Raw genomic sequence first — 26,400 nt, forward strand, 5'->3', positions numbered from 1 at the left:
GATCAGAGAGTGCCGATGCCCGTCGCTTATGACAAGCGACGAAGGGACTTTAAACCTTGCACAACAAAGCTAGTCTCATGGGTAAGCCACACAACGGCTTGTCACTCACCGCGCCTGCCACGAGCAGGCTGATTGAGGTCATCATGAAAATTCGTGAACTTGCCCAGCATTGGGAAGAAAACGCCAAGGGCCGCCTGACCCAGACGGGCTACACGATCCATCTGGACGTCGAAGCCGCCGCACGCCTGGCTGCGATCTGCGACATGTACCCCAAGCGCCAGCCCGAGGAGCTGCTGGGCGAGCTGATCGGGGCCGCATTGGAAGAGCTGGAAGCGAGCTTCCCCTACATCAAGGGTTCGCAAGTTGTCGCCACCGATGAGGAAGGTGACCCGCTGTATGAAGACGTAGGACCGACCCCACGATTCCTCGCCCTGTCGCGCCGGCATCTGCACGAACTTTCCTCGCAGAACGACAAATCCAAACACTGATTCCCTTCATTCCAGGTTGCGGTTTTCCGGCGCGGGGCCTTTCCCACCTACGCCGGGAATACCGCTGCGCGCCTTGAAAGTTCAGCTTTTCTGTCGCTGACCGATCAGTCAGTAATTCTTTTGGCGAATGGCCATCCTCGCTGAACTTTTGAAAAACGCCTCGGGTCACACCGAGTAACCATACTGGAACGGTCGTTTAAATAAACGCGCCTTGGCGCCAACACCAAACCAGACGTCATGGCTTCGGTCCCAGCATGGATTTGTCGTTTTTTTCAGGAGTTTTCCAATGGAGTTGAAGCCTATGAATACCTGCACTGCCAAACCCTCATCCAGTGGCCTGCGCGGCTTGAAGTTGGCTGCCCTGGCGATCGGTAGCAGCTTCATTCTCGCCGGTTGCGCCGGTAACCCACCTTCGGAGCAGTACGCGGTGACCCAGTCGGCGGTCAACAGCGCCGTCAGCGCCGGTGGTACCGAATTTGCCGCCGTGGAAATGAAATCGGCCCAGGACAAGCTCAAGCAAGCCGAAATCGCCATGCATGACGAGAACTACGAAGAAGCCAAGCGACTGGCCGAACAAGCCGAGTGGGATGCCCGCGTCGCCGAGCGCAAGGCTCAGGCCGCCAAGGCCGAACAAGCCCTCAAGGACTCTCAGAAAGGGGTTCAGGAACTGCGTCAGGAAGGCATGAACAAGGTTCAGTAAACCGATCACGCCACGACGTACTTCTCATTGATAAAAGGACGACAGACTATGATGCACAAACACTTGATGATGCCCGCCCTGCTCGCTGCCTGCGTAGCCCTGGCCGCTTGCTCCCACGACCCGAACGCCAATCTCGAACAGGCGCGGACCAATTACAACGGCCTGCAAGCCGACCCGGCGGCGACCAAAGTGGCCGCCCTGGAAACCAAGGACGCGGCGGACTTCCTGGCCAAGGCCGACAAGGCCTACCTGGATCGGGAAGACGAAGCCAAGGTCGACCAACTGGCCTACCTGACCAACCAGCGCGTCGAAGTGGCCAAGCAGACCATCGCCCTGCGCAATGCCGAAGCCGAACTGAAAAACGCCGGCGACGAACGCGCCCGTGCCCTGCTCGACGCGCGCAACGCGCAGATCAAGCAACTGCAAGACAGCCTCAACGCCAAGCAAACCGAACGCGGGACGCTGGTGACTTTCGGCGACGTGCTGTTCGCCACCAACAAGTCCGACCTGCGCACCAGCGGCATGACGAATGTGAGCAAACTGGCGCAGTTCCTCCAGGAAAACCCGGACCGCAAGGTGATCATCGAAGGCTACACCGACAGCACCGGCTCGGATTCCTACAACCAATCGCTGTCCGAACGCCGCGCCAGCTCGGTGCGTACCGCCCTGGTGAAAATGGGCGTCGACCCGGCTCGCATCGTGACCCAGGGCTATGGCAAGGAATTCCCGGTGGCGGACAACACCAGCGTCTCGGGCCGCGCCATGAACCGTCGCGTGGAAGTGACCATCTCCAACGACAACCAGCCAGTGGCCCCGCGCTCGACCATGAGCGCCAACTGATCGGCTGAGTGCAACTGAAAAGCCCCGCCTGGTTTCGTCAGGCGGGGCTTTTTCATGGCTGAAGATATTTGGCTGTACACAATCCCTGTGGGAGCGAGCCTGCTCGCGAAGGCGGTCATTCAGTCAATACAGGTGTCGGCTGGGCTATCGCTTTCGCGAGCAGGCTCGCTCCCACAGGTAAATCGAATCGCTTAAGGCTGCAGTTTTTGTGGTGTTTCCTGCCCCATGCACCGCACCGCACGTTTCTTCTCGTTGATCAACACGCCGGTCAGGCCTTTCTGCTCGGTGTCGAACAACACCAGCACACCATCGATGCACTGGGCGACCTGGGGCGCGGGTTCCAGGGACACCTTGTAGTCCTCCCCCGGCACGGTCTTGAGCATGGTGAACTGGTCGAGCAGCAACGCATCCTCGGGCTTGGCGAAATGCAGGTAGCCGTAGTACCACAGCACGGCGACGGTACCCAGGATGCTGCAGATACCGGTGATGATCAGGGGGATGGCGTTACGTTCTTCGCTCATTGCGGGTTCTCTGGTGGTTCAACGGGTGATTTCGGGTAGTTCGGGACCTCCCCCAGGCGGCGCAGGCCGTCAAAATGCCGGGGATCGTCGAGGTAGCGCAGCATCACGGTGCGCCACGTCGGGTCGGCGAAGGTCTGCACATGGCCGCCCCGTGTCAGCTGCAGGACCCGCGGCGGCGGCGCAGCTTGATACAAGCGGATGCCATTGGAAAGGGGCACGATGGGGTCGTCGAGGCTGTGGTAGATCAACTTCGGCACGCCGTTCAACTGCGCCACGGAGCTGATCGCGCTGTCACCGTCCGGCACCAGCCAGGACAACGGCACCTGGAACGGCCAGGTCAGCCACGAGGTACTCAGGGCAAAACGCCCGACGTCGCGATAGCTGGCGGGCACGCCGTCGAGCACCAGGGCCTTGAGCTGCCGTTGACGCTGGGGATGTTCGACCAGGTAATGCACCGCCAGCGCGCCGCCCAGGCTCTGGCCGAGCAGCACCAGCGGCTTGCCCTGGACCTCGGGCGACTGGTCGAGCCATTGGAACGCGGCGTCGATGTCCTGGTAGATCGCCGGCAGGCTCGGCTCGCCTTCGGACACGCCATAACCCCGATAATCGACCATCAACACTTGGTAGCCCTGCTCGGGCAACCACCAGCTCCCGCCCAGGTGCCACGCCAGGTTGCCGCCGTTGCCGTGCAAATGCAGGACCGTGCCCTTGACCTCCACGCCTGGTTTGACGGGCAGCCACCAGCCACGGAGCTTGAGATTGTCAGCGGTGGTCAGGGTGACGTCGCGGTACTCGAGCTTGGCCCGCTCCGGGGTAAACGGCAGGCCGCGTTCGGGATAGAACAACAGGGAGCTGCAACCGCCCAGGGCCAGCAGCAGGCAGATGATGCCGAGGGTTCGCATCCGGTGAAGCCTCGCAAGTTAGAAGTAAACGCAGTCCCCTGTGGGAGCGAGCCTGCTCGCGAAAGCGGTGTTGCAGTCAACATTGATGTTGAATGTTCAACCGCTTTCGCGAGCAGGCTCGCTCCCACAAAGGATGGGGTGTTATTCAAAGGATATTCGAATAATCCGCTTCGATCCGGTCCAGGCTCAGGTGGTTCAGGAAGTTGGAGAAACACATCCAGGCCGACAGGGCATTCATGTCGCGGAATTGCTCAGGCAAGTATTTAGGCGGCACCACCAGGCCTTCGTCCACCAACTGGCGCAACGTGCGCATGTCCTCCAGGGTGGTCTTGCCGCAGAACAGCAGCGGCACCTGCTCCAGCTTGCCTTTGCGCACGGCCAACTGAATGTAGTTGTAAACCATGATGAAGCCCTTGAGGTAGGACAAGTCTTTGGTGAATGGCAGCCCGGTGGGCACCGAGCCACGGAACACCCGACTGGCGTTGCCGTAGCTTTCGGCCATCTCAAAACCCTGCTCGCGGAAGAACTCGAAGACCTGCAGGAAATCGGCGCCCTCCTCCACCATATGAATGGCCCGGGTGCGGTTGGTGAGTTTGCGCAGGCGACTCGGGTAGGAGGCGAAGGTGATGATTTCCATCAGGATCGCCAGGCCTTCCTGGGTCACCGTGGACGAGGGCGGGCCCTTGGACAGGAAGGTGCAGATCGGCTGGTTCAAGCCGTTGAGGGTGGTGCCGACGTGCACCAGCCCTTCGTGGACCTCCAGCGCTCGTACGTCGCGCTCGTTGAACATCGCATCGGTGCGGATCTTGATGTAGTCGGCGCCCGCCGCCGCGTCGGCGACGATGCCGTCGGACTCGAACACGCGGATGGTTTCCTCGGCTTCGCCGAACACCCGGTTGAGGCGATGCTGCAACAGGCTGACGGCTTCCTTGGCACTGAGGACTTTCGGCTCGTCCTTGAGGTCGCCACGGCCATCGATGTTGTTCAGGTAATCGGAGAGCATCAGGCCCAGGTCGGCGAGGGTCGGGTCGCCGGCGTGAAAAGCATCGGAGGCGGCGCCATAGAGCTCCTGGGAAATCAGCCCGAAATCCTCGGTGCCACGCGCTTCGAGCATGCGCACCACCATGCGGTATTCCTTGCACATGCGGCGCATGATCTGGCCCACCGGGTTGAACTGCCCCAGTTGGCGGGTGATGTCGCGCTCGATGTTCTGGAACTCCAGCTTCACTTTGCTGGAGTCAAAAGACAACGGCCGGTTGAGGTAATAGTCGCGATCCACCGCAGGCATTTCCTTGCCCTTGGCCTTGAGAAACCCCTTGCGGATGTTCTCGTCCCACTTCACCGCGTCGAGGATGCGAATCGGCGTTTGCGCCAGCACAATGCGATCGGACAAGGTGCGTATCGTCTGCTGGTAATCGTCCACCGAAAACTCCTGTGAAAAAACGTCCGCTTGTTGCAATTATTGGGATTTGGCCAGTCGCTGGTAACGCACGGCTTCCGAGAACACATCGGAATTGGCCGGGTCGTCGAGGTAGCTGAAAACCTTGTTCATGTCGCTGTCCACCAACACACCGTCACCTTCTTCGCTCTGGTTCGGCTGGCCGCTGAGGATCTTCTGGCCGATGGCCTGGTTGATCTGTTCCAGGTCCAGGTTGTAGACCACCAGTTCCTGTTTATCGGTCAATTCGAAACCGGCGATCAGGAAATGTCCACCGTAGCGGGCCGGCACCTTGGCCGACAGGTACCAGCGACTGCCATGACGGGAGACGGTCAGGGGGATGGCTTCGCGCTCATGGGGCCGGGCCCTGAAGTAGCTGATGGCCTGGTAGCGGTGCTTGCCGACTTGCGTCAACTCCAGGTTCAACGGTTCGCCCCAGGCGTTGGTGCTGGTCCATTGGCCGAGCAGGCCGGCGGGCGCGGCTTCGCTGTCGGGTAACGGCGCCTTGAAGGACACCAGGCAACCACTGAGCAGCAGCAACGACACGGCCAGTACAACGGCAGGCCAGGCTTTCATTTGAACTCCCTATGGCACAGGTCGCTTTATCCCCTGTGGCGACGGAGCTTGCTCCCGCTTGAGTGCGCAGCGCTCACAAAAAAGGGGCTGCTGCGCAGCCCAGCGGGAGCAAGCTCCCTCGCCACAAGGGCTGTGGTGAACCCATCTGGATCACACCGACGCCAGTACCAGGTGCATGTAGCGGGTCAGGATGCCGAGCATGTCTTCATCGGCTACCGGCTCGGCGCCATTGAGCAAGCCCTGATATTCCATCCGTCCGATAATCGCCGTCAACACTTTGGCATCCTGTTGCGGTTCGCGGGAGCCTAAAACCTGGAAAAACTGACACGTGCCATGCAGCAATATCTGCTGGTGGGAACGCACCAACTCCGCCAGGCGTGGGTTGAGCAGGGCTTCCTGGCGAAAGGCCTGCTCGGCCATCAGGTACTCGCGACGGCTGTCCAGTTGATGCCGCACATAGTCGGCGGTCATCCGCGCGATGTCGTCCGCCAGTTGCGAGCGCGACTGGGCGCTGCCGTCACCATAGGCGACCATCTCCCGCAGAAGGCCTTCGTTGTTGGCCCACAGCTTGCCCATGAACGCCGCGCTGCGTTCCACATACTGGGCGAAGGTATCGGTGAGCAAATCGTCGATGTCCTTGAAATAGTACGTAGTGGCCGACAGCGGCACGCCCGCTTCGGCGGCCACCGCACGGTGACGCACCGCACGCACGCCATCGCGCACCACGATGCGCATGGCCGCGTCGAGAATCTCCTGGCGACGCTGCTCACTGCCCTGTCGGCTGGCCTTGCGGCCCTGGTACTGAACACTTTCAGCGACAGCCGTGGCGACGCCCGCTGCACCTTCTGAAGCCATTGCACGATTCACGACAGGTCTTCCTCGCTCTTTGAAAAAGTAAGCAATTGATACGTTTGTACCAGACAGGCAATAAAAAGCCGCCCATCGAGGCGGCTTTTTATTTGAAACAATTACGCTTGGGGCCGCATGTGCGGGAAGAGGATCACATCCCGGATCGACGGTGAGTTGGTCAACAACATCACCAGGCGATCGATGCCGATGCCTTCGCCAGCAGTCGGCGGCATGCCGTACTCCAGGGCGCGCACGAAGTCGGCATCGTAGTGCATGGCTTCGTCGTCGCCGGCATCCTTGTCGGCCACCTGGGCCATGAAACGCTCGGCCTGGTCTTCGGCATCGTTGAGCTCGGAGTAGGCGTTGGCGATTTCACGACCACCGATGAACAGCTCGAAACGGTCGGTCACGCTTGGGTTCTCGTCGTTGCGACGGGCCAGCGGCGACACTTCGAACGGGTACTGGGTGATGAAGTGCGGCTGCTCCAGCTTGTGCTCGACCAGTTCTTCGAAAATCATCACTTGCAGCTTGCCCAGGCCTTCGAAGCCGAGCACCTTGGCGCCGGCCTTCTTGGCGATGGCGCGGGCCTTCTCGATGTCCTGCAGGTCGGCGGCGGTGATCTCGGGGTTGTACTTGAGGATCGAGTCGAACACCGACAGGCGCACGAACGGCTCGCCGAAGTGGAACACCTTGTCGCCGTACGGCACGTCGGTCGTCCCGAGAACAAGCTGCGCCAGCTCGCGGAACAGTTCCTCGGTCAGGTCCATGTTGTCTTCGTAATCGGCGTAGGCCTGGTAGAACTCGAGCATGGTGAACTCGGGGTTGTGCCGGGTCGAAACGCCTTCGTTACGGAAGTTGCGGTTGATCTCGAAAACCTTCTCGAAGCCACCCACGACCAAGCGCTTGAGGTACAGCTCCGGCGCGATGCGCAGGAACATTTCCATGTCCAGGGCGTTGTGGTGGGTTTCGAACGGCTTGGCCGCCGCGCCGCCAGGGATGGTCTGCAGCATCGGCGTCTCGACTTCCAGGAAGTCACGCTTCATCAGGAAGCTGCGGATGTGGGCGATGACTTGCGAGCGGACGCGGAAGGTCTGGCGCACGTCTTCGTTGACGATCAGGTCGACGTAGCGCTGGCGATAGCGTTGCTCGGTGTCGGTCAGGCCGTGGTGCTTGTCCGGCAGCGGGCGCAGGGACTTGGTCAGCAGGCGCACGTTGGTCATCTCGACGTACAGGTCGCCCTTGCCGGAACGGGCCAGGGTGCCTTCGGCGGAGATGATGTCGCCCAGGTCCCAGGTCTTGACGGCGGCCAGGGTTTCTTCCGGCAGGGTCTTGCGGTTGACGTAGACCTGGATACGCCCGGTCATGTCCTGGATCACCATGAACGAACCACGGTCGAGCATGATACGACCGGCCACCTTGACTGGAATCGCCGCCTCGGCCAGCTCTTCCTTGGTCTTGTCCGCGTACTTCTTCTGCAGGACGTCGCAATACGCGTCGCGGCGGAAGTCGTTGGGGAAGGCCTGGCCCTTGGCGCGCTCGGCAGCAAGCTTTTCCTTGCGCAGGGCGATCAGGGAGTTTTCTTCCTGTTGCAGGGCTTGCGGGTCGAGTTCTAGGTCGCTCATGTCTTTAAGGATTCCATCACAGGTTCGTTGCCCCCGGCCCGGGCCGGAGTTTGCGGGCGAGCCGCGCTTTCTGTGCAAGCGTGGCCCGTCCGCCGCATGGGTGTCGCGTTACAGCCCTTGTTTGAGGCTGGCGATCAGGTATTCATCGATATCGCCGTCGAGCACCTTGTCGCAATCGCTGCGTTCGATGCTGGTCCGCAGGTCCTTGATCCGCGAGGCGTCGAGCACGTACGAACGGATCTGGTGACCCCAGCCGATGTCCGACTTGGTGTCTTCCAGGGCCTGGGACGCCGCGTTGCGCTTCTGCACTTCCTGCTCGTACAGGCGGGCCCGCAGCATCTTCATCGCGGTGTCTTTGTTGGCGTGCTGGGAACGTTCGTTCTGGCAACTGACCACGGTGTTGGTCGGTACGTGGGTGATCCGTACGGCCGAGTCGGTGGTGTTGACGTGCTGGCCACCGGCCCCGGAGGAACGGTAGGTGTCGATGCGCAGGTCCGCCGGGTTGATCTCGATTTCGATGTTGTCATCGATTTCCGGCGAAACGAACACGGCCGAGAACGAGGTGTGGCGACGGTTGCCGGAGTCGAACGGGCTCTTGCGCACCAGGCGGTGCACGCCGATCTCGGTCCGCAGCCAGCCAAAGGCGTATTCGCCCTTGATGTGCACGGTGGCGCCCTTGATCCCGGCGACTTCACCGGCCGACAGTTCCATAATGGTGGCGTCGAAACCGCGTTTATCGGCCCAGCGCAGGTACATGCGCAGCAGGATGTTGGCCCAGTCCTGGGCTTCGGTGCCGCCGGAACCGGCCTGGATGTCCAGGTAAGCGTTGTTCATGTCCATCTCGCCGCTGAACATGCGACGGAATTCCAGCTTGGCGAGGTTCTCGTCCAGGCGGGTCAGCTCGGCGACGACATCGCCGACTGCGCCTTCGTCGTCCTCTTCGACAGCCATGTCCAGCAGGTCGCGGCAATCGGCCAGGCCGCTGGACAGCTCGTCCAGGGTCTCGACGATCTGCGCCAGCGCAGAACGCTCGCGGCCCAGTTCCTGGGCGTACGAAGGGTTGTTCCAGACATTCGGATCTTCAAGCTCGCGATTGACTTCGGTCAGGCGCTCATGCTTTTGATCGTAGTCAAAGATACCCCCGAATAGTTTCGGAGCGCTCGGACAGGTCCTTGATGGTGTTAAGGATCGGGTTGATTTCCATGGCGGGCAGCACTCGTTGGCGAACTTTTGAAAGCCGGCGAGTATAACGTAATCAAGCGCCAGCGGCAGCCCGCCTGGCGGCTTTAGGGGCAATGAACATTCAACACCACCCCCGTGGCGAGGGAGCTTGCTCCCGCTGGGCTGCGCAGCAGCCCCAAAACGGCTCCCTCAATCAAGCTGACACACCGAGCCAACGGGTTTCAGGGCCGCTGCGCGCCCCAGCGGGAGCAAGCTCCCTCGCCACAAAAGCAATCTAGCCAGGCAAAAGGTTTATTCGACCCCCACCCGATTACGCCCATTGTGCTTGGCCAGGTACAACCCCTTGTCCGCCGCCGAGATCAGCTGACGGCTGTCGCCACCCTGCTGGGGGGTGAAGGTCGAGACGCCGATGCTGATGGTCAGGTTTTCGCCGCCGTCGGGCGTGGCGTGGGGGATTTTCAGGGCGACGACGCTCTGGCGCAGTTTCTCGGCCATCAGCCGGGCGCCGCCTGGCGAAGTGCCGGGCAGCACCAGGGCGAACTCCTCGCCGCCGTAGCGGGCCGGCAGGTCGGACGGCCGACTGCACGCCTCGCGGATGGCCGTGGCGACCTTGCGCAGGGCTTCGTCGCCTTCCAAATGGCCAAAGTTGTCGTTGTAGGACTTGAAGTAGTCCACGTCGATCATCAGCAGCGACAGTTGGCTCTGGTCGCGCATCGCCCTGCGCCATTCCAGTTCCAGGTACTCGTCGAAATGCCGACGGTTGGACAGCCCGGTCAGGCCATCGGAGTTCATCAAGCGTTGCAGCACCAGGTTGGTGTCGAGCAATTGCTGCTGGCTGACCCGCAATGCGCGATAGGCCGCGTCGCGCTGCAACAGCATCATGTAGGAACGCGAGTGATAGCGGATGCGCGCCACCAGTTCGATGTTGTCCGGCAGCTTGACCAGGTAATCGTTGGCCCCGGCGGCGAACGCCGCGCTCTTGATCAGCGGGTCCTCCTTGGTGGACAGGACAATGATCGGGATGTCGCGGGTGGCCGGATGGTTACGGTACTCGCGCACCAGGCTCAGGCCGTCGAGGCCGGGCATCACCAGGTCCTGGAGAATCACCGTCGGCTTGATGCGCACCGCGTGGGCGATGGCCTGGTGGGGGTCGGAGCAGAAGTGGAAGTCGATGTTGTCTTCCTCCGACAGCCCGCGCCGCACCGCCTCGCCGATCATCGCCTGGTCGTCGACGAGCAAGACCATGGCGGCGTTCTCATCGCGCTTGAATTCGTCGAGCTGCAAATCAGTCATGATGGCTTACCTGGGTACGGCCTGGGGCAAGGCTCGCGGGGTTCTTCATGGGGTCACAATCTCCAACAGCCGTGGCGCAATGGCGTCCAGGGCAAGAATATGGACGGCGGCGTCGATGGCGGCCGCCGCTTTGGGCATGCCGTACACGGCGCTGCTGCGCTGGTCCTGGGCGATGGTCACATAGCCCTGCTGGCGCATGAGTCTAAGCCCTTGCGCACCGTCGCGGCCCATGCCGGTGAGCAATACGCCCACCGCGTCGCCGCTCCAGTACTGGGCGACACTTTCAAAAAACACGTCGATGGAGGGCCGGTAGATTTCGTTCACCGGCTCGGCGGTATAGGCCAGGGTGCCGTCCTTCAACAAACGCAGGTGATGGTTGGTTCCCGCCAGCAATACCGTGCCGCTTTGCGGCGTCTCACCTTGCCGGGCCAGGCGCACCGTGTGGCCCGACACACTGCCCAGCCATTCGGCCATGCCCGCGGCGAACACCTCGTCCACATGCTGGACCAGCACGATCGCCGGGGCAAAGTCCCGCGGCAGGGCCTTGAGCAACACCTCCAGCGCCGCGGGCCCGCCCGCCGACGACCCGATGGCCACCAGGCTCTTGCGCGACACCGCCGCGCGCTGGGCCGCCGGCGCAGGGCGCTCGCGCTTGTTGCGCTCACCGATCAGCCAACCGATGTTGGTGATCTTGCGCAGCAGCGGCGCCGCCGCGTCCGCCGGGTTACCGACCCCCAGGGCCGGGGTATCGACCACATCCAGCGCGCCATGGCCCATGGCCTCGAACACCCGGTGGACATTCTGCTGGCTGTCTCCGGTCACAATCACGATAGCGCATGGGCTGTCGGCCATGATCCGCCGGGTAGCCTCCACACCATCCATGATCGGCATGAACAGGTCCATCAGGATCAGGTCCGGGGTGTATTCGGCGCAACGCTGCACCGCCTCGGCACCGTTGGCGGCGACCCAGACCAGTTGGTGCGCCGGCTCGAACGCCAGGGCGCGGCGCAGGGCCTCGACTGCCAGGGGCATGTCATTGACGATGGCGATCTTCAAGCGCGCGCCCCTCCGATCAATTCGACCACGGCATCGAGCAAGGCGTCGTCGTGGAAACTCGCCTTGGCCAGATAATAGTCGGCGCCGGCGTCGAGGCCACGGCGGCGATCTTCTTCGCGGTCCTTGTAGGACACCACCATCACTGGCAGCGATTGCAAGCGGTTGTCGCGCCGCAACAGCGACACCAGTTCGATGCCGTCCATGCGTGGCATGTCGATGTCCGTGATCAACAAATCGAAATCCTCCGAGCGCAATGCATTCCAGCCATCCATGCCATCCACCGCCACTGCTACGTCATAGCCGCGATTGAGCAACAACTTGCGCTGCAGCTCACGCACGGTCAGGGAATCGTCCACCACCAGGATCCGCTTGCGGGGTGCCTGGGCCTGGTTTTGCCGGGCGATGCGCTCCAGGCGCCCGGTATCGAGCAGCTTGTCCACCGACCGCAACAGGTCTTCGACATCGACAATCAACACCACCGAGCCATCGTCGAGCAAGGCCCCGGCGGAAATGTCCTGGACCTTGCCCAGGCGCTCGTCCAAGGGCAGGACCACCAGGGTGCGCTCGCCGACGAACCGCTCCACCGCCACGCCGTAGATCGTCTCGCGCTCGCGGATCACCACGACCTTGAGGGTCTGGCTGCCGTTCTGCGTCGATGGGCGATTGAGCAACTGGCTGGCGGCGACCAAGCCGATATGCCGGCCTTCGTGCCAGAAATGCTGGCGCCCCTCGACCTGGACGATGTCCTCCGGCGCCAGGTCGCACATGCGTTCGATGTGGGCCAGGGGGAAGGCGTACGCTTCACCGCCGACCTCCACCACCAGGCTGCGCACCACCGACAGCGTCAGCGGCACCTCGAGATGGAAACGACTGCCCTCGCCCGCCGTCTGCTCCAGCACCACCGCCCCGCGCAACTGCCGGACCATGTGCTGGACGGCGTCCAGGCCAACGCCGCGCCCGGACACTTCGGTGACTTTGTCGCGCAGGCTGAAACCGGGCAGGAACAGGAAGGTCAGCAGTTCCTCTTCGCTCAGGCTGGCGGCGGTTGGCTCAGGAGAAAGGCCGCGCTCGACGATGCTGCGGCGCACCCGTTCCAGGTCCACCCCGGCGCCATCGTCCGCCAGCTCCAAGACCAGCAGGCCGGCCTGATGAGAAGCGCGCAAGCGGATCAGGCCTTCGGCGGGCTTGCCGGCCAGTACCCGTTGTTCCGGGGTTTCGATGCCGTGGTCGACGGCGTTGCGCAGCAAATGGGTCAGAGGCGCTTCGAGCTGTTCCAGCACGTCGCGGTCGACCTGGGTTTTCTCGCCTTCGATTTCCAGGCGCACGTGTTTGCCCAGGCTGCGGCCCAGGTCACGGACCATGCGTGCCTGGCCCGACAGCACATCGGCGAACGGCCGCATGCGACAGGCCAGCGCTGTGTCGTACAGCACCTGCGCCCGCTGGCTGGCCTGCCAGGCGAACTCATCCAGCTCGGCGGTTTTCTGCGCCAGCAACTGCTGGGTTTCGGCGAGCAAGCGGCGAGCATCGCCCAGGGCTTCCTGGGCTTGCAGGCTCAGGGCGTGGTCCTTGAGGTGCACGTTCAGCTCTTCAAGGGCGCGCAAGCCGGTGCCTTGCTGGCGCTTGAGCCGTTGCATCGCCGCCAGCCAAGGCTTGAGGCGCTGAGTCTCCACCAGGGACTTGCTCGACAGGTCGAGCAAGCTGTTGAGGCGTTCGGCCGTGACCCGCAAGACCCGCTCGCCGCCTTCGGTGACCCGTTTGCGCTTGGGGCCCGGCTCCGTTGCGGCGAGCGGTTCCGGCACGGACGGCTCGACGCTGACGGGTTCGACAGGCGTCTGGAGTTTTGTCGGTACCTGCGCGGGTTGTTGTGCAGCGTTGGGATCGAGCAGGCGTCCCATCAACGCCACATAGGCGTCGATGTCCGGCGCGCCGACGTTGTTGCCCGGCGTGGCGATGCGCGTCAGCAAGTCGGTGCCTTGCAGCAAGGCGTCGATGTGCTCGGCGCCCAGTACCAGGCGCCGCTCCTGGGCGCTGACCAGGCAATCTTCCATCACGTGGGCCACGCTAACCCCGGCATCCACCCCGACAATGCGCGCCGCGCCCTTGAGGGAATGCGCCGCGCGCATGCATGACTCAAGGTACTCGGCCTGGGTCGGATCGCGCTCCAGGGCCAGCAGGCCGGTGCTCAGCACCTGGACCTGGGCTTCGGCTTCCAGGCTGAACAGTTCCAGCAGCGAGGCGTCGCGCATTTGGTCGGGGGTCATGACAGGCTCCGGGCCACGGCGGCCAGCAACTGTTCTTCATCCAACCAGCGCAAGCTGCGCCCCTTATACGGCAGCACGCCACGGGTGTACTTGCCCGCCGACGGCGAAGCGTTCGCCAAAATACGTTCATCGATGGCGTGGATGCCGTCCACCTCATCCACCGGCACCACCACCGGCCCGCCCTTGGCCGCGACGATCAACATGCGCGGCATGACCCGTGTACCGGCCACCGCCGCCGCGCCGGGCTCCAGGTCCAGCAGCTCCACCAGCGACAGGCAGGCCACCAGCGCCCCGCGCACATTCGCCACGCCCAGCAGGGCCCGTGAGCGTTGGTGGGGCAACGAGTGAATCGGCTGCAACGGCGCCACTTCCACCAGGCTGCGCGTGGTCAGGCCCAGCCATTCCTCGCCGAGGCGGAACATCAGCAACGAGCGCGTGACCACATCGTTGTCCACCGGGGCCTGGGACAAATCCCGCTGATCCTGTGGCAAGGCATAACGGTCGAGCAGCCGAGTCGCGGCCGCCGAATACACCGAGCAATTGCGGCAATGGATATGCTCGACCAACAGCGGACAGGATTTATCGCCATGCACGCCGATGCGGTTCCAGCAATCGTCGATGGCCTGGGCATCGTCATGGGTGATGGTGTAGGAAGCCGAACCGCTCATCGTTTGTGCTCACTGTCTGCCGTGCGCCCGCTGCGGGCGGCGCGTTCCTGCAACCGACGGGCTCCGGCCGCGTCTCCCTGGGAAGCCAGCAGCGCCGCCAGATGCACCAGGGCCTCGGCGTGTTGCGGTTCAAGATAAAGCGCCTTGCGATAAAAACCCTGGGCTTGCAGCGCGCTACCGGCCATGTCGCTGAGCAGGCCCAACCAATAGAACACCTGGGCGTTCGGCGCGTGGCTGCGCAGGTATTCTTCACATGCCGCGCGGGCTTCGGCGCTTTTGCCGCCGTTGGCCAAGGCCGCGATATTGGCCAGCAAGCTCGCGGCGTCGCTGCTCTTGGGTGGGGCAATCGGTGTCACGCTCGCGGCAAACGGCCGCGGCCGAACCGCCGGCGGGATGACGCGAGGCGGTGGCTGACGAATCGGTAGCGGCGGTGGTATCAAGGCCGGCAACGGTTGGGGCTCCGACGCCCCCTGTCGACTGAAGGCGAACGATTGGGCAATCCCGATCGAGCGCATGCCCAGGCGCCCCAGCAGGCTGCCTTCGGCAGGGCCGATAAACAGCACGCCGTCCTGATGGGTCAAGCGCTTGAGCACCTCGAACACCTGCTGCTGGGTCGGCTGGTCGAAATAGATCAGCAGGTTGCGACAGAACACAAAGTCGTAGGGGGCCTCGTTCGCCAGCAAGGCCGGATCCAGCAGGTTGCCTACTTGCAAGCGCACCTGTTCGCGCACCCGTTCGCTGAGGCGGTAGCCTTCGTCTTCGGCGTCGAAGTGCCGCTCGCGAAAACCCAGGTCGGCGCCACGGAAGGAATTCCTGCCGTAACGCGCCTCCTTGGCCCGCGCCACCGACAGCGGGCTGACGTCCATGCCGTCCACCTTGAACTGATGGGCGCCCAAGCCGGCGTCGAGCAAAGCCATGGCGATGGAATACGGTTCTTCGCCGGTGGAGCACGGCAAACTGAGGATGCGCAGCGCACGCAGGTGCTTGATCTCGGCCAGGCGCTTGACGGCCAGCCTGGCGAGGGTCGCAAAGGACTCGGGGTAGCGGAAGAACCAGGTCTCCGGGACGATCACCGCTTCGATCAACGCCTGCTGTTCCGGGGCCGAATGCTGCAGGGCCTGCCAATACTCATCGGCGGTTCGCCCAGGCACGGCACTGATTCGTTGGCGCACGGCGCGCTCAATGATCGCGGTGCCGACGGAGGTCACATCGAGGCCGATGCGCTCCTTGAGAAAATCGAAAAACCGTTGGTCGTTGTTCATGGCGCTACCTCGAGGTCGTCGAGGCTCAGCGGCGTAGCAGGAAACAGCAGCGCCCGAACGGATTCGTCGAGCAGGTCATTGACCCGCACCCATTGCAGCAACCCAAGGGCATCTTCGCGGACCGGCCCAAGGTACGGCGCCTGCCGATTGTCCAGGCCATAGGGTTTGAAATCGACCGGATCACAGCGCAGGGTGTCGGTCGCCTGTTCCAGGATCAATCCCAGCACTTGCCCGGTTTGTTGTGTATCGCCTTGATAACGCACCAGCACCAGCCGCGTGCTGGTCCGGGGTTCGGCGCTCCGGCCGAACGTCAGGGCGCACAGGTCGATCACCGGCACCACGGTGCCGCGCCAGGCAAACACCCCCGCCACCCAGGACGGCGCCCGGGCGATCGGCTTGAGGGGCAGGCGCGGCAGCACTTCCACTACATCGGTGGCCTGCAGGGCGTAACGTTCGTTGCCGATGCAGAACACCAGGAACAACGTCTGGCGGGCCGTCGCTGCGACGCCACGCCGGGTCTCGAGTTCGCCCATCAGACTTTGAAACGCGAGACGCCGCTGCGCAGCCCCACGGCGACCTGGCTCAGCTCGTCAATGGCGGAGCTGGCCTGGCGCAGGGACTCCACGGTCTGGCTGCTGGCATCGCCCAGTTGCACCAGGGCGTGGTTGATCTGTTCGGCGCCGGTGGCCTGGGCCTGCATGCCTTCGTTGACCATCAATACCCGCGGCGCCAGAGCCTGGACCTGATGGATGATCTGCGACAGTTGCTCGCCGATCTGCTGCACTTCGGCCATGCCACGGCGCACTTCCTCGGAAAACTTGTCCATGCCCATCACACCGGCCGATACCGCGGATTGGATCTCGCGCACCATTTGTTCGATGTCATAGGTCGCCACGGCGGTCTGGTCGGCCAAGCGCCGTACTTCCGTGGCCACCACGGCGAAACCGCGCCCGTACTCACCGGCCTTCTCGGCCTCGATGGCGGCGTTGAGGGACAACAGGTTGGTCTGGTCGGCCACTTTGACGATGGTCACTACCACCTGGTTGATGTTGCCCGCCTTCTCGTTGAGGATCGCCAGTTTGGCGTTCACCAGGTCGGCGGCGCCCATCACCGAATGCATGGTTTCCTCCATGCGCGCCAAGCCTTGCTGGCCAGAGCCGGCGGCCACCGAAGCCTGGTCGGCGGCGGTGGAGACTTCGGTCATGGTGCGCACCAGGTCCCGGGAGGTGGCGGCGATTTCCCGGGACGTCGCGCCGATCTCGGTGGTGGTGGCGGCGGTTTCCGTGGCCGTGGCCTGCTGCTGGCGCGAGGTGGCGGCAATTTCGGTGACCGAGGTGGTGACCTGCACGGATGAGCGCTGGGCCTGGGATACCAGCGAGGTCAGTTCGGCCATCATGTCGTTGAAGCCGGTTTCCACGGCACCGAATTCGTCCTTGCGCGCCAGGTTCAGGCGTCCGCTCAGGTCGCCGCTGCGCATGATCTCGAGGATCTCGACGATGCGGTTCATTGGCCCCATGATCGCCCGCATCAGCAGCAGGCCACAGAGTACCGCGACGATCAGCGCGACCAGGAACGACAAGCCCATGGCGACCTTGGCCGCCGTTACCGCATCGCCAATGGTCAGGGTGGCGCTTTGTGCCAGCTCGCGATTGCGCTCGATGATCTGGTTCAAGTGCCCGCGACCGTCGAGCCACGCCGTCGTCAGTTCTGCGTTCAGCGCCAGCCGCGCCCCTTCGTAATCCTTGCGCTGGTACAGGTCCAGGACTTTCGCCAGGGCCTTGTTGAAGTCCTGGTGGTTGACCTCGAACTCGTCGAAAGAGACTTGGTCGGCCGGGTCCTGGATCAGTTTTTGATAGTTCTGTATTTCTTCGCGCAAGTGCCGCTCGAAACCCTGGTAGCGAGCCTTGTCCTCGGCGGTGATTTCCCGATCCCCGGAAAGGCCGACGATTTGCTGGGTCAGGACGTAGCTGTCGACCCAGCCGCCGCGGATCATCGAGCTGAAATACACCCCCGGAACCGCATCGGCCCGGACCTTTTCTCCGCTGTCCTGGATTTTCAGCAACCGTGAATACGAGACAACCACCATCAGCAGCATAATGGCGATGATCACCGCAAAACTCGCCAGGATGCGTTGGCGCAATGTCCAATTCTTCACAGTAAAACCTCAGGCACTTGAAAATGCTGGGGAGTATAGCCGAGGGCGGCGCGGCGTCTGTATGGCGGCGTGGGAGGATTTTGATTGAGCCGAGGCTCACCGGTACTTGAAGAATGGAACCCGCCCCTGTGGGAGCGAGCCTGCTCGCGAAAGCGGTGTATCAGTTAAAAATACTGTCACTGACCGGGCGCCATCGCGAGCAAGCTCGCTCCCACAAGGAATAGCGTTGGATACATGTTATTGCCAAACACCACAAAACCACTGTGGGAGCGAGCCTGCTCGCGAAAGCGCAGTGTCAGTCAACCATGCTGCGACTGACCGGACGCCTTCGCGAGCAAGCTCGCTCCCACAGGAAATAGCGTTGGATACATGTTATTGCCAAACACCACAAAACCACTGTGGGAGCGAGCTTGCTCGCGATAGCGGTGTGTCAGTCAACCATGCTGCGACTGACCGGGCGCCATCGCGAGCAAGCTCGCTCCCACAAGGAATAGCGTTGGATACATGTTATTGCCAAACACCACAAAACCACTGTGGGAGCGGGCTTGCTCGCGATAGCGGTGTATCAGTCAACCATGCTGAGACTGACCGAGCGCCTTCGCGAGCAGGCTCGCTCCCACAGGGAATAGCGTTGGATACAAGATTGCCAGACACCACAAAACCACTGTGGGAGCGGGCTTGCTCGCGATAGCGGTGTATCAGTCAAGAATACTGTCACTGACCGGACGCCATCGCGAGCAGGCTCGCTCCCACAAGGAATAGCGTTGATGCTGCTTTATACAGTCGCCTGGCGCACCTGTTTTTCCAGTTCCGCCTTCAACCCTGGCTCCAGCTTGAGTTGGCGCGCCAGTTCATCGAGGTAGGACTTCTCCATGAAGTTTTCCTCGTCCACCAGCATCACGCTGGCGATGTACATTTCCGCGGCCATTTCCGGGGTGCTGGCGGCACGGGCGACGTCGGTGGGGTCCAAGGGTTTGTTGAGTTCAGCATGCAGCCAGTGTTGCAACTCCTGGTCGTTGTCGAGCTTGGTGAACTCGCCTTCGATCAATTGCCGCTCGCGCTCGTCCACATGGCCGTCGGCCTTGGCCGCCGCCACCAGCGCCTTGAGGATCGCCTGGCTGTGCTGCTCGACCTGCGCCGGAGGCACGCGATCGAGGGTCTGCGGTTCGGTCTTCGGCGCGTTGCCCTGCTGGGCCTGCCAGTTGCCATAGGCCTTGTAGGCGATCACGCCCAAGGCCGCCAGGCCGCCATAGGCCAGGGCCTTGCCGCCAAAGTTGCGGGCTTTCTTGTTGCCCAGCAACAGGCCCATGGCCCCGGCGGCCAGTGCCCCGCCGCCCGCGCCGGAAAGCATCCCGCCCAGGTTGCCGGAGCCGCCGAGCAAACCGCCCAGGCCACCGGACGACTTGCCCTGTGAACCGCCAGCCTTGTTCTGCAACATTTCCTGGCCGGACTTGAGAAGCTGATCGAGCAATCCACGGGTGTTCATTTGTTGCCTCCAGATGTTCGGGTCAACGTAAGGCCCCCAGCCTAGATCGAAAGTGCCCGACGCCGTTGGCGAGATTGCTTCCAGATGTTGCCTAGCGCCGCCAGCGGTGCACGTTCCTTCCCTTCTAAAAAAACGATATACACTTCAGTACATCGATAAATCCGCCCACCGGTACGCGCCCATGATGACTCTGCGTCAGATCCGCCATTTCATCGCCGTGGCCGAAACCGGCTCCATCTCCGCCGCGGCGCAAACGGCGTTCATTTCCCAGTCCACCTTGACCCTGGCCATCCAGCAACTGGAGCAAGACATCGGCGTCAGCCTGTTCAACCGCCACGCCAAGGGCATGACCCTGACCCACCAGGGCCATCAATTCCTGCGCCAGGCCCACCTGATCCTGGCCACGGTCGACAACGCCAAGCGCAGCCTGCAACAAAGCACCGACCAGGTGGCTGGCCAAGTCACCATTGGCGTCACCAGCCTGGTCGCCGGTTATTACCTGGCGGACTTGCTGACCCGCTTCCAGCGCGCCTACCCCAACGTGGAGATCCGCGTGATGGAGGACGAGCGGCCGTACATCGAACATTTGCTGGTCAGCGGCGAAATCGACGTCGGGGTGCTGATCCTGTCCAACCTGGAGGATCGCCACGCCCTGCAGACCGAAGTCCTGACGCATTCGCCGCACCGTTTGTGGCTACCGGCGCAGCATCCCTTGCTGGAGCACGACAGCATCCACCTGGCCGATGTGGCCCGCGAGCCGCTGATCCAACTGAACGTCGACGAAATGGACCGCAACGCCCAGCGCCTGTGGCGCGGCGCCGGCCTGCAACCCCGGGTCACCCTGCGCACCGCCTCGACCGAAGCAGTGCGCAGCCTGGTGGCCGCGGGGCTGGGCGTATCGATCCAGCCGGACATGACCTACCGCCCCTGGTCGCTGGAAGGCGACATCATCGAAGCGCGACCGATTGCCGACCTCAACCAGACCCTCGACGTCGGCCTGGCCTGGCGCCGGGGCACGGCGCGACCGGCGTCGGTCGACCCGTTCCTGGCGGTGGCCCGGGAACAGCCTCATGGCGGACGCAAGCCATCTATTTAATCGAATGCAGCCTTGAGTATTTCGAATTTGTCGGGCATGAGGCCGGGCACTAGTCTTGCTGCATCGCCACAATCCATTGTGGGAGAACAATCCATTGTGGGAGCAAGCTTGCTCGCGATAGCGGCGTGACAGGCGACATCGATTCGACTGATACACCGCCCTCGCGAGCAAGCTCGCTCCCACAGGTTCTTTGTTTCAACTGAGACCTATAAAAATGGCTGGCACGCAAACCCCGTTGTGCACCGCGTTGCTGATCGACGGGGAACTCGTTCCCGGTGAAGGCGTTGTCGAGCCGATCCTCAACCCGGCCACCGGCGAAGTCGTGGCTCACATCGCCGAGGCCAGTACCGAGCAGGTGGAAGCCGCGATCCTCGCTGCCCACTGCGCCTTCGACGGCTGGTCCCGCACCACGCCGCAACAACGCTCGAACCTGCTGCTGGACATCGCCAGCGCCATCGAACAGAACGCCGATGAGCTGGCCCGCCTCGAAGCCCTGAACTGCGGCAAGCCGCTGCACCTGGCGCGCCAGGATGACCTGAGCGCCACGGTGGATGTCTTTCGTTTCTTCGCCGGCGCCGTGCGCTGCCAGACCGGCCAGCTCAGTGGCGAATACCTGCCCGGCTATACCAGCATGGTGCGCCGCGACCCGATCGGCGTCGTGGCGTCCATCGCGCCGTGGAACTACCCGATCATGATGGCCGCCTGGAAAATCGCCCCGGCCCTGGCCGCCGGCAACACGTTGGTGTTCAAGCCATCGGAGCACACGCCGTTGTCGATCCTGGCCTTGGCGCCGATGCTGGCCCGGCTCCTGCCGCGGGGCGTGATCAATATCCTCTGCGGCGGTGGCGAAGGGGTGGGCAGCCATCTGGTCAGCCATCCGAAAGTGCGCATGGTTTCGCTGACGGGCGATATCGTCACCGGGCAGAAAATCCTCCAGGCGGCGGCAAAAACCCTCAAGCGCACACACCTGGAACTGGGCGGCAAGGCGCCAGTGATCGTGTGCGACGACGCCGACATCCAGGCGGTGGTCGAAGGCGTGCGCACCTACGGCTATTACAACGCCGGGCAGGATTGCACGGCAGCGTGCCGGATCTACGCCCAGGGCGGAATTCACGACCGGCTGGTGGCCGAGCTCGGCGCGGCGGTCAGCAGCTTGCGCTTTGCCGGCAAGCGCGACGCCGACAATGAGATTGGCCCGCTGATCAGTACCCGCCAGCGCGACCGCGTGGCCAGTTTTGTCGAGCGCGCCCTCGGCCAGCCGCACATCGAGCGCATCACCGGTGCGGCGGTGCATTCCGGTGCTGGCTTCTATTATCAACCCACCCTGCTGGCCGGCTGCAAGCAAAGCGATGAAATCGTCCAGCGCGAGGTGTTCGGCCCGGTCGTCACCGTGACCCGCTTCGACGAACTCAGCCAGGCGGTGGAATGGGCCAATGATTCGGAATACGGCCTGGCGTCCTCGGTATGGACCCAGAACCTGGACAAGGCCATGCAGGTGGCGGCGCGCTTGCAATACGGCTGCACCTGGATCAACAGCCATTTCATGCTGGTCAGCGAAATGCCCCACGGCGGCCTGAAACGTTCCGGCTACGGTAAGGACCTGTCCAGCGATTCGCTCCAGGACTACAGCGTGGTGCGCCACATCATGGCCCGCCACGGCCAGCATCTATAGATAACAGCACTACTCTAATAACAGGCCAGCCATGGCGTTTCACCTGTTCGAACACTGCCCCGACCATAATTAAAGCAAGAGGGATTTCCATGTACGCGCACAAGACCGCATTGCTCAGTGCACTCACCACGGCGCTGCTGACCAGCGTCAGTCTCCAGGCCGCCGAGCCGCTCAAGGCCGTCGGTGCCGGCGAGGGCCAACTGGATATCGTCGCCTGGCCGGGTTACATCGAACGCGGCGAAAGCGACAAGGCCTACGACTGGGTCACGGGGTTCGAGAAGGAAACCGGCTGCAAGGTCAATGTGAAAACCGCCGCCACGTCCGATGAAATGGTCAGCCTGATGACCAAGGGCGGCTACGACCTGGTCACCGCCTCGGGCGACGCCTCGTTGCGGCTGATTGCCGGCAAGCGCGTGCAGCCGATCAACACCGCGCTGATCGCCAACTGGAAAAACCTCGACCCGCGCCTGAAAGATGCGCCGTGGTACGTGGTCAACCAGCAGACCTACGGCACCCCGTACCAATGGGGTCCCAATGTGCTGATGTACAACACCGACGTGTTCAAGCAAGCGCCCACCAGTTGGAGCGTACTGTTCAATGCCCAGGAGTTGCCCGACGGCAAGCCGAACAAAGGGCGCGTGCAAGCCTACGATGGCCCGATCTACATCGCCGACGCGGCGTTGTACCTCAAGACCGCCAAGCCTGAACTGGGCATCAAGGACCCGTACCAACTCGACGAAGCCCAGTACAAGGCCGTGCTGGAACTGCTTCGGGCCCAGCAGCCGTTGATCCACCGCTACTGGCACGACACCACGGTGCAGATGAGCGATTTCAAGAACGAAGGCGTGGTGGCGTCCGGCGCCTGGCCCTATCAGGTCAACGGCCTGATGAACGAGAAGCAACCCATCGCCTCGACCATTCCGAAAGAAGGCGCCACTGGCTGGGCCGACACGACGATGCTCCACGCCGAGGCCAAGCACCCCAACTGCGCGTACAAGTGGATGGACTGGTCACTGCAACCGAAAGTCCAGGGTGACGTGGCCGCGTGGTTCGGCTCCTTGCCAGCGGTGCCGGCGGCGTGCAAGGGCAGCGAGCTGCTGGGCGCCGAAGGCTGCAAGACCAACGGCTTCGATCAATTCGACAAGATCGCCTTCTGGAAAACCCCACAGGCCGAGGGCGGCAAGTTCGTGCCGTACAGCCGCTGGACCCAGGATTACATTGCGATCATGGGTGGGCGTTAACCCCCAGCACATAAATGGGAGCGGCCCCTGTGGCGAGGGAGCTTGCTCCCGCTGGTGTGCGAAGCACGCCCAAAACGGACCGACGCGGTATTAGCTGACACACCGCATCGCCTGGTTTTGGGGCGGCTGCGCCACCCAGCGGGAGCAAGCTCCCTCGCCACGGGATCGCCTGCCAATCGTTGAGATTTCATACCCGCCCCGCTTTCTGGAGCCCCGCACCATGACGCTTGCAGTCCAATTCACCCAGGTATCCCGGCAGTTCGGCGATGTAAAGGCCGTTGACCGGGTCTCCATCGACATCCAGGACGGCGAGTTCTTTTCCATGCTGGGCCCGTCCGGCTCGGGCAAGACCACCTGCCTGCGACTGATCGCCGGGTTCGAACAACCCACTGCCGGCTCGATCCGTATCCATGGCGAGGAAGCCACGGGGCTTGCGCCGTATCAGCGGGACGTCAACACGGTGTTCCAGGATTACGCCCTCTTCCCCCACATGAACGTGCGCGACAACGTTGCCTACGGCTTAAAGGTCAAAGGCGTCGCCAAGGCCGAGCGCATCCGGCGCGCCAACGAGGCCCTGGAGATGGTCGCCCTGGGCGGCTACGGCGAACGCAAGCCGGTGCAGCTCTCCGGCGGCCAGCGCCAACGGGTGGCCCTGGCCCGTGCGCTAGTCAATCGCCCGCGGGTGTTGTTGCTCGATGAGCCCTTGGGCGCCCTGGACCTGAAGCTGCGTGAACAGATGCAGGGAGAGTTGAAGAAGCTGCAACGCCAGTTGGGCATCACCTTCATTTTCGTTACCCACGACCAGACCGAAGCGCTGTCGATGTCCGACCGCGTGGCAGTGTTCAACAAAGGCCGCATCGAACAAGTCGATACGCCGCGCAACCTGTACATGAAACCGGCGACCACCTTCGTCGCCGAATTCGTCGGCACCTCCAACGTGATTCGTGGCGAATTGGCGCGGGAACTGAGCGGTTATCCACAGCCGTTCTCGATCCGTCCGGAACACCTGCGTTTCGCCGAGGGCCCGTTGGCCAGCGGTGAGGTCGAAGTCCACGGCCTGCTGCACGACATCCAGTACCAGGGCAGCGCCACACGCTATGAGCTGAAACTTGCCAACGGCCAGACCCTGAACCTCAGCCAGGCCAACACCCAGTGGCAGGACAACGCCGCCCCGCACCAGGCCGGCCAACAGCTGAGCGTTCGCTGGGCCCGTGAGGCGATGGTCACGCTGCACGACGCCGTCAGTGGCGAGGTGTGAGATGAACACGCTGGCCATCACCCCAACGCCTGCGCCCGGTTCGCCGCTGCGGCGTTTTTCCAACCTGCTGTACCGACGGCCCAACCTGTACCTGTCGCTGTTGCTGGTGCCGCCGCTGCTGTGGTTCGGCGCGATCTACCTTGGCTCGCTGCTGACCTTGCTGTGGCAGGGTTTCTACACCTTCGATGACTTCACCATGGCGGTGACGCCGGACCTGACCCTGGCGAACTTCACGGCGCTGTTCCAGCCGTCGAATTTCGACATCATCTGGCGCACCCTGAGCATGGCCATTGCGGTGTCCATCGCCAGCGCCATCGTCGCGTTCCCGATCGCTTACTACATGGCGCGCTACACCCGCGGCAAGACCAAGGCGTTTTTCTACATCGCGGTGATGCTGCCCATGTGGGCCAGCTACATCGTCAAGGCCTATGCCTGGACGCTGCTGCTGGCCAAGGGCGGCGTGGCGCAGTGGTTCGTCCAGCACCTGGGCCTGGGGCCGGTGTTGCAGTTCGTGCTGGGGATCCCGGGCGTGGGCGGCAGCACCTTGTCCACCTCCCACCTGGGGCGTTTCCTGGTGTTCGTCTACATCTGGCTGCCGTTCATGATCCTGCCGATCCAGGCGTCCCTGGAGCGTCTGCCGCCGTCGCTGCTGCAAGCCTCGGCGGACTTGGGCGCCAGGCCGCGCCAGACGTTCATGCAAGTGATCCTGCCACTGTCGATCCCCGGCATTGCCGCCGGCTCGATCTTCACTTTCTCGCTGACCCTGGGGGACTTCATCGTGCCGCAACTGGTAGGCCCACCGGGCTACTTCGTCGGCAGCATGGTCTACGCCCAGCAAGGCGCCATCGGCAACATGCCCATGGCCGCGGCGTTCACCCTGGTACCCATCGTGCTGATCGCGATCTATCTATCCGTCGTCAAGCGACTGGGGGCTTTCGATGCACTCTGACTCTCAAGACCGAGCCTCGTGGGGCTTGCGCATCGCGGCGTGGGGCGGATTGGTGTTCCTGCACTTTCCGATCCTGATCATCTTCCTCTACGCCTTCAACACTGAGGATGCGGCGTTCAGCTTTCCGCCCAAGGGCCTGACCCTGAAGTGGTTCAGCGTCGCCTTCTCACGCCCGGACGTGCTGGAGGCGATCAAGCTGTCGTTGCAGATCGCGGCCATCGCCACGCTGATCGCCATGGTGCTGGGCACCCTGGCCTCGGCGGCGCTGTACCGCCGCGATTTCTTCGGCAAACAGGGCATTTCGCTGATGCTGATCCTGCCAATTGCCTTGCCGGGGATCATCACCGGCATAGCACTGCTGGCGACCTTCAAGACCCTGGGCATCGAACCGGGGATGTTCACCATCGTCGTCGGCCATGCAACCTTCTGCGTGGTGATCGTCTACAACAACGTCATCGCCCGCCTGCGCCGTACTTCCCACAGCCTGATCGAGGCCTCGATGGACCTGGGCGCCGACGGCTGGCAGACCTTTCGCTACATCATCTTGCCTAATCTGGGATCGGCCCTGCTGGCCGGTGGGATGCTGGCGTTTGCGCTGTCGTTCGACGAGATCATCGTCACCACCTTCACCGCCGGCCACGAACGCACCCTACCGCTGTGGCTGCTCAACCAGCTCAGTCGCCCACGCGACGTGCCGGTGACCAACGTGGTGGCGATGCTGGTGATGATGGTCACGATGCTGCCGATACTGGGCGCGTATTACCTGACCCGTGGGGGTGAGAGCGTGGCGGGGAGTGGCGGGAAATAATCAACGGTGATCGCTCACTGCAGGAACCGCAATCCTGTGGGAGCGAGCTTGCTCGCGATGGCGGTGTGTCTGAAACG

At 63.0% G+C, this 26,400-nt stretch carries 24 protein-coding genes; 9 read left to right on the forward strand and 15 right to left on the reverse strand.

Annotated elements, in window-relative coordinates:
• Positions 1-143: 143 nt before the first annotated feature.
• The 3 genes from ACIPQ1_RS09890 to ACIPQ1_RS09900 all read left to right on the forward strand — a co-directional run bounded on the left by ACIPQ1_RS09890 (position 144) and on the right by ACIPQ1_RS09900 (position 2,028).
• Positions 144-488 (forward strand): hypothetical protein, encoded by a 345-nt coding sequence (locus ACIPQ1_RS09890; RefSeq protein ID WP_003198166.1) that lies wholly within the window; start codon positions 144-146, stop codon positions 486-488.
• Positions 489-774: 286 nt separating this feature from the next.
• The gene (locus ACIPQ1_RS09895; protein ID WP_186705469.1) at positions 775-1,188 is read left to right on the forward strand and encodes a DUF4398 domain-containing protein; all 414 of its coding nucleotides are present in this window, start codon (positions 775-777) and stop codon (positions 1,186-1,188) included.
• Between the two features lie 51 nt (positions 1,189-1,239).
• Positions 1,240-2,028, forward strand: coding sequence for an OmpA family protein (locus ACIPQ1_RS09900; protein ID WP_186728987.1), 789 nt, complete (start codon positions 1,240-1,242; stop codon positions 2,026-2,028).
• Between the two features lie 191 nt (positions 2,029-2,219).
• Here the strand turns inward: ACIPQ1_RS09900 and ACIPQ1_RS09905 are convergent, their stop codons facing one another.
• The 15 genes from ACIPQ1_RS09905 to ACIPQ1_RS09975 form a co-directional block, all read right to left on the reverse strand.
• Positions 2,220-2,549: a hypothetical protein gene (locus tag ACIPQ1_RS09905; protein ID WP_250963611.1), complete on the reverse strand. Its 330-nt coding sequence runs from the start codon at positions 2,547-2,549 to the stop codon at positions 2,220-2,222.
• On the reverse strand, positions 2,546-3,451 hold the full coding sequence (locus ACIPQ1_RS09910; protein ID WP_446534024.1) for an alpha/beta hydrolase: 906 nt from the start codon (positions 3,449-3,451) through the stop codon (positions 2,546-2,548). Before ACIPQ1_RS09910 ends, ACIPQ1_RS09905 begins: the two co-directional genes overlap by 4 nt.
• Positions 3,452-3,596: 145 nt before the next feature.
• Positions 3,597-4,874, reverse strand: coding sequence for a flavohemoglobin expression-modulating QEGLA motif protein (locus tag ACIPQ1_RS09915; RefSeq protein ID WP_003185001.1), 1,278 nt, complete (start codon positions 4,872-4,874; stop codon positions 3,597-3,599).
• A gap of 36 nt (positions 4,875-4,910) precedes the next feature.
• Complete coding sequence (locus tag ACIPQ1_RS09920) at positions 4,911-5,465, reverse strand: hypothetical protein (protein WP_250963613.1); 555 nt, start codon at positions 5,463-5,465, stop codon at positions 4,911-4,913.
• A gap of 150 nt (positions 5,466-5,615) precedes the next feature.
• Positions 5,616-6,332 (reverse strand): TetR/AcrR family transcriptional regulator, encoded by a 717-nt coding sequence (locus ACIPQ1_RS09925; RefSeq protein WP_053118752.1) that lies wholly within the window; start codon positions 6,330-6,332, stop codon positions 5,616-5,618.
• A gap of 101 nt (positions 6,333-6,433) precedes the next feature.
• Positions 6,434-7,936 (reverse strand): lysine--tRNA ligase, encoded by a 1,503-nt coding sequence (lysS, locus tag ACIPQ1_RS09930; RefSeq protein ID WP_434705108.1) that lies wholly within the window; start codon positions 7,934-7,936, stop codon positions 6,434-6,436.
• A gap of 108 nt (positions 7,937-8,044) precedes the next feature.
• Positions 8,045-9,140, reverse strand: a protein-coding gene (gene prfB / locus ACIPQ1_RS09935; protein WP_411386587.1) for a peptide chain release factor 2 whose coding sequence is annotated in 2 segments (ribosomal slippage) — positions 8,045-9,067 and positions 9,069-9,140 — 1,095 coding nt in all. Because the reading frame shifts where the segments join, the coding sequence is not laid out codon by codon here.
• A gap of 269 nt (positions 9,141-9,409) precedes the next feature.
• Entirely contained in the window at positions 9,410-10,411 is a 1,002-nt protein-coding gene (locus ACIPQ1_RS09940) for a diguanylate cyclase domain-containing protein (protein WP_411386586.1), read from the reverse strand.
• Between the two features lie 45 nt (positions 10,412-10,456).
• Positions 10,457-11,467, reverse strand: a complete 1,011-nt coding sequence (gene cheB / locus ACIPQ1_RS09945) for a chemotaxis-specific protein-glutamate methyltransferase CheB (protein WP_446534025.1) — start codon at positions 11,465-11,467, stop codon at positions 10,457-10,459.
• Positions 11,464-13,728 carry a hybrid sensor histidine kinase/response regulator gene (locus tag ACIPQ1_RS09950; RefSeq protein WP_411386584.1) on the reverse strand — a complete coding sequence of 755 codons (2,265 nt, stop codon included), beginning with the start codon at positions 13,726-13,728 and terminating at the stop codon, positions 11,464-11,466. Before ACIPQ1_RS09950 ends, cheB begins: the two co-directional genes overlap by 4 nt.
• Positions 13,725-14,396, reverse strand: a complete 672-nt coding sequence (locus ACIPQ1_RS09955; RefSeq protein ID WP_446534026.1) for a chemotaxis protein CheW — start codon at positions 14,394-14,396, stop codon at positions 13,725-13,727. Before ACIPQ1_RS09955 ends, ACIPQ1_RS09950 begins: the two co-directional genes overlap by 4 nt.
• On the reverse strand, positions 14,393-15,658 hold the full coding sequence (locus ACIPQ1_RS09960) for a CheR family methyltransferase (protein WP_446534027.1): 1,266 nt from the start codon (positions 15,656-15,658) through the stop codon (positions 14,393-14,395). The genes ACIPQ1_RS09955 and ACIPQ1_RS09960 overlap by 4 nt, the downstream gene beginning before the upstream one ends.
• Positions 15,655-16,191, reverse strand: a complete 537-nt coding sequence (locus ACIPQ1_RS09965) for a chemotaxis protein CheW (RefSeq protein WP_411386582.1) — start codon at positions 16,189-16,191, stop codon at positions 15,655-15,657. Before ACIPQ1_RS09965 ends, ACIPQ1_RS09960 begins: the two co-directional genes overlap by 4 nt.
• Complete coding sequence (locus ACIPQ1_RS09970) at positions 16,191-17,813, reverse strand: methyl-accepting chemotaxis protein (RefSeq protein WP_446534028.1); 1,623 nt, start codon at positions 17,811-17,813, stop codon at positions 16,191-16,193. Before ACIPQ1_RS09970 ends, ACIPQ1_RS09965 begins: the two co-directional genes overlap by 1 nt.
• A gap of 775 nt (positions 17,814-18,588) precedes the next feature.
• Positions 18,589-19,299: a tellurite resistance TerB family protein gene (locus ACIPQ1_RS09975; RefSeq protein ID WP_207966541.1), complete on the reverse strand. Its 711-nt coding sequence runs from the start codon at positions 19,297-19,299 to the stop codon at positions 18,589-18,591.
• A gap of 181 nt (positions 19,300-19,480) precedes the next feature.
• Between ACIPQ1_RS09975 and ACIPQ1_RS09980 the strand changes: the two genes are divergently transcribed.
• The 6 genes from ACIPQ1_RS09980 (at position 19,481) to ACIPQ1_RS10005 (ending at position 26,323) form a co-directional block, all read left to right on the forward strand.
• Positions 19,481-20,395, forward strand: coding sequence for a LysR family transcriptional regulator (locus ACIPQ1_RS09980; protein WP_186705457.1), 915 nt, complete (start codon positions 19,481-19,483; stop codon positions 20,393-20,395).
• Between the two features lie 214 nt (positions 20,396-20,609).
• Positions 20,610-22,067, forward strand: coding sequence for a gamma-aminobutyraldehyde dehydrogenase (locus ACIPQ1_RS09985; RefSeq protein WP_411386580.1), 1,458 nt, complete (start codon positions 20,610-20,612; stop codon positions 22,065-22,067).
• A gap of 89 nt (positions 22,068-22,156) precedes the next feature.
• The gene (gene ydcS, locus ACIPQ1_RS09990; RefSeq protein ID WP_250963625.1) at positions 22,157-23,308 is read left to right on the forward strand and encodes a putative ABC transporter substrate-binding protein YdcS; all 1,152 of its coding nucleotides are present in this window, start codon (positions 22,157-22,159) and stop codon (positions 23,306-23,308) included.
• Between the two features lie 220 nt (positions 23,309-23,528).
• Positions 23,529-24,566, forward strand: coding sequence for an ABC transporter ATP-binding protein (locus tag ACIPQ1_RS09995; protein ID WP_411386579.1), 1,038 nt, complete (start codon positions 23,529-23,531; stop codon positions 24,564-24,566).
• A 1-nt stretch (position 24,567) separates the two neighbouring features.
• Positions 24,568-25,515, forward strand: a complete 948-nt coding sequence (locus tag ACIPQ1_RS10000) for an ABC transporter permease (protein WP_250963627.1) — start codon at positions 24,568-24,570, stop codon at positions 25,513-25,515.
• On the forward strand, positions 25,505-26,323 hold the full coding sequence (locus ACIPQ1_RS10005; RefSeq protein WP_053118722.1) for an ABC transporter permease: 819 nt from the start codon (positions 25,505-25,507) through the stop codon (positions 26,321-26,323). Before ACIPQ1_RS10000 ends, ACIPQ1_RS10005 begins: the two co-directional genes overlap by 11 nt.
• The last annotated feature ends 77 nt before the right edge of the window (positions 26,324-26,400 follow it).

This window comes from Pseudomonas sp. LARHCG127, assembly GCF_052871455.1.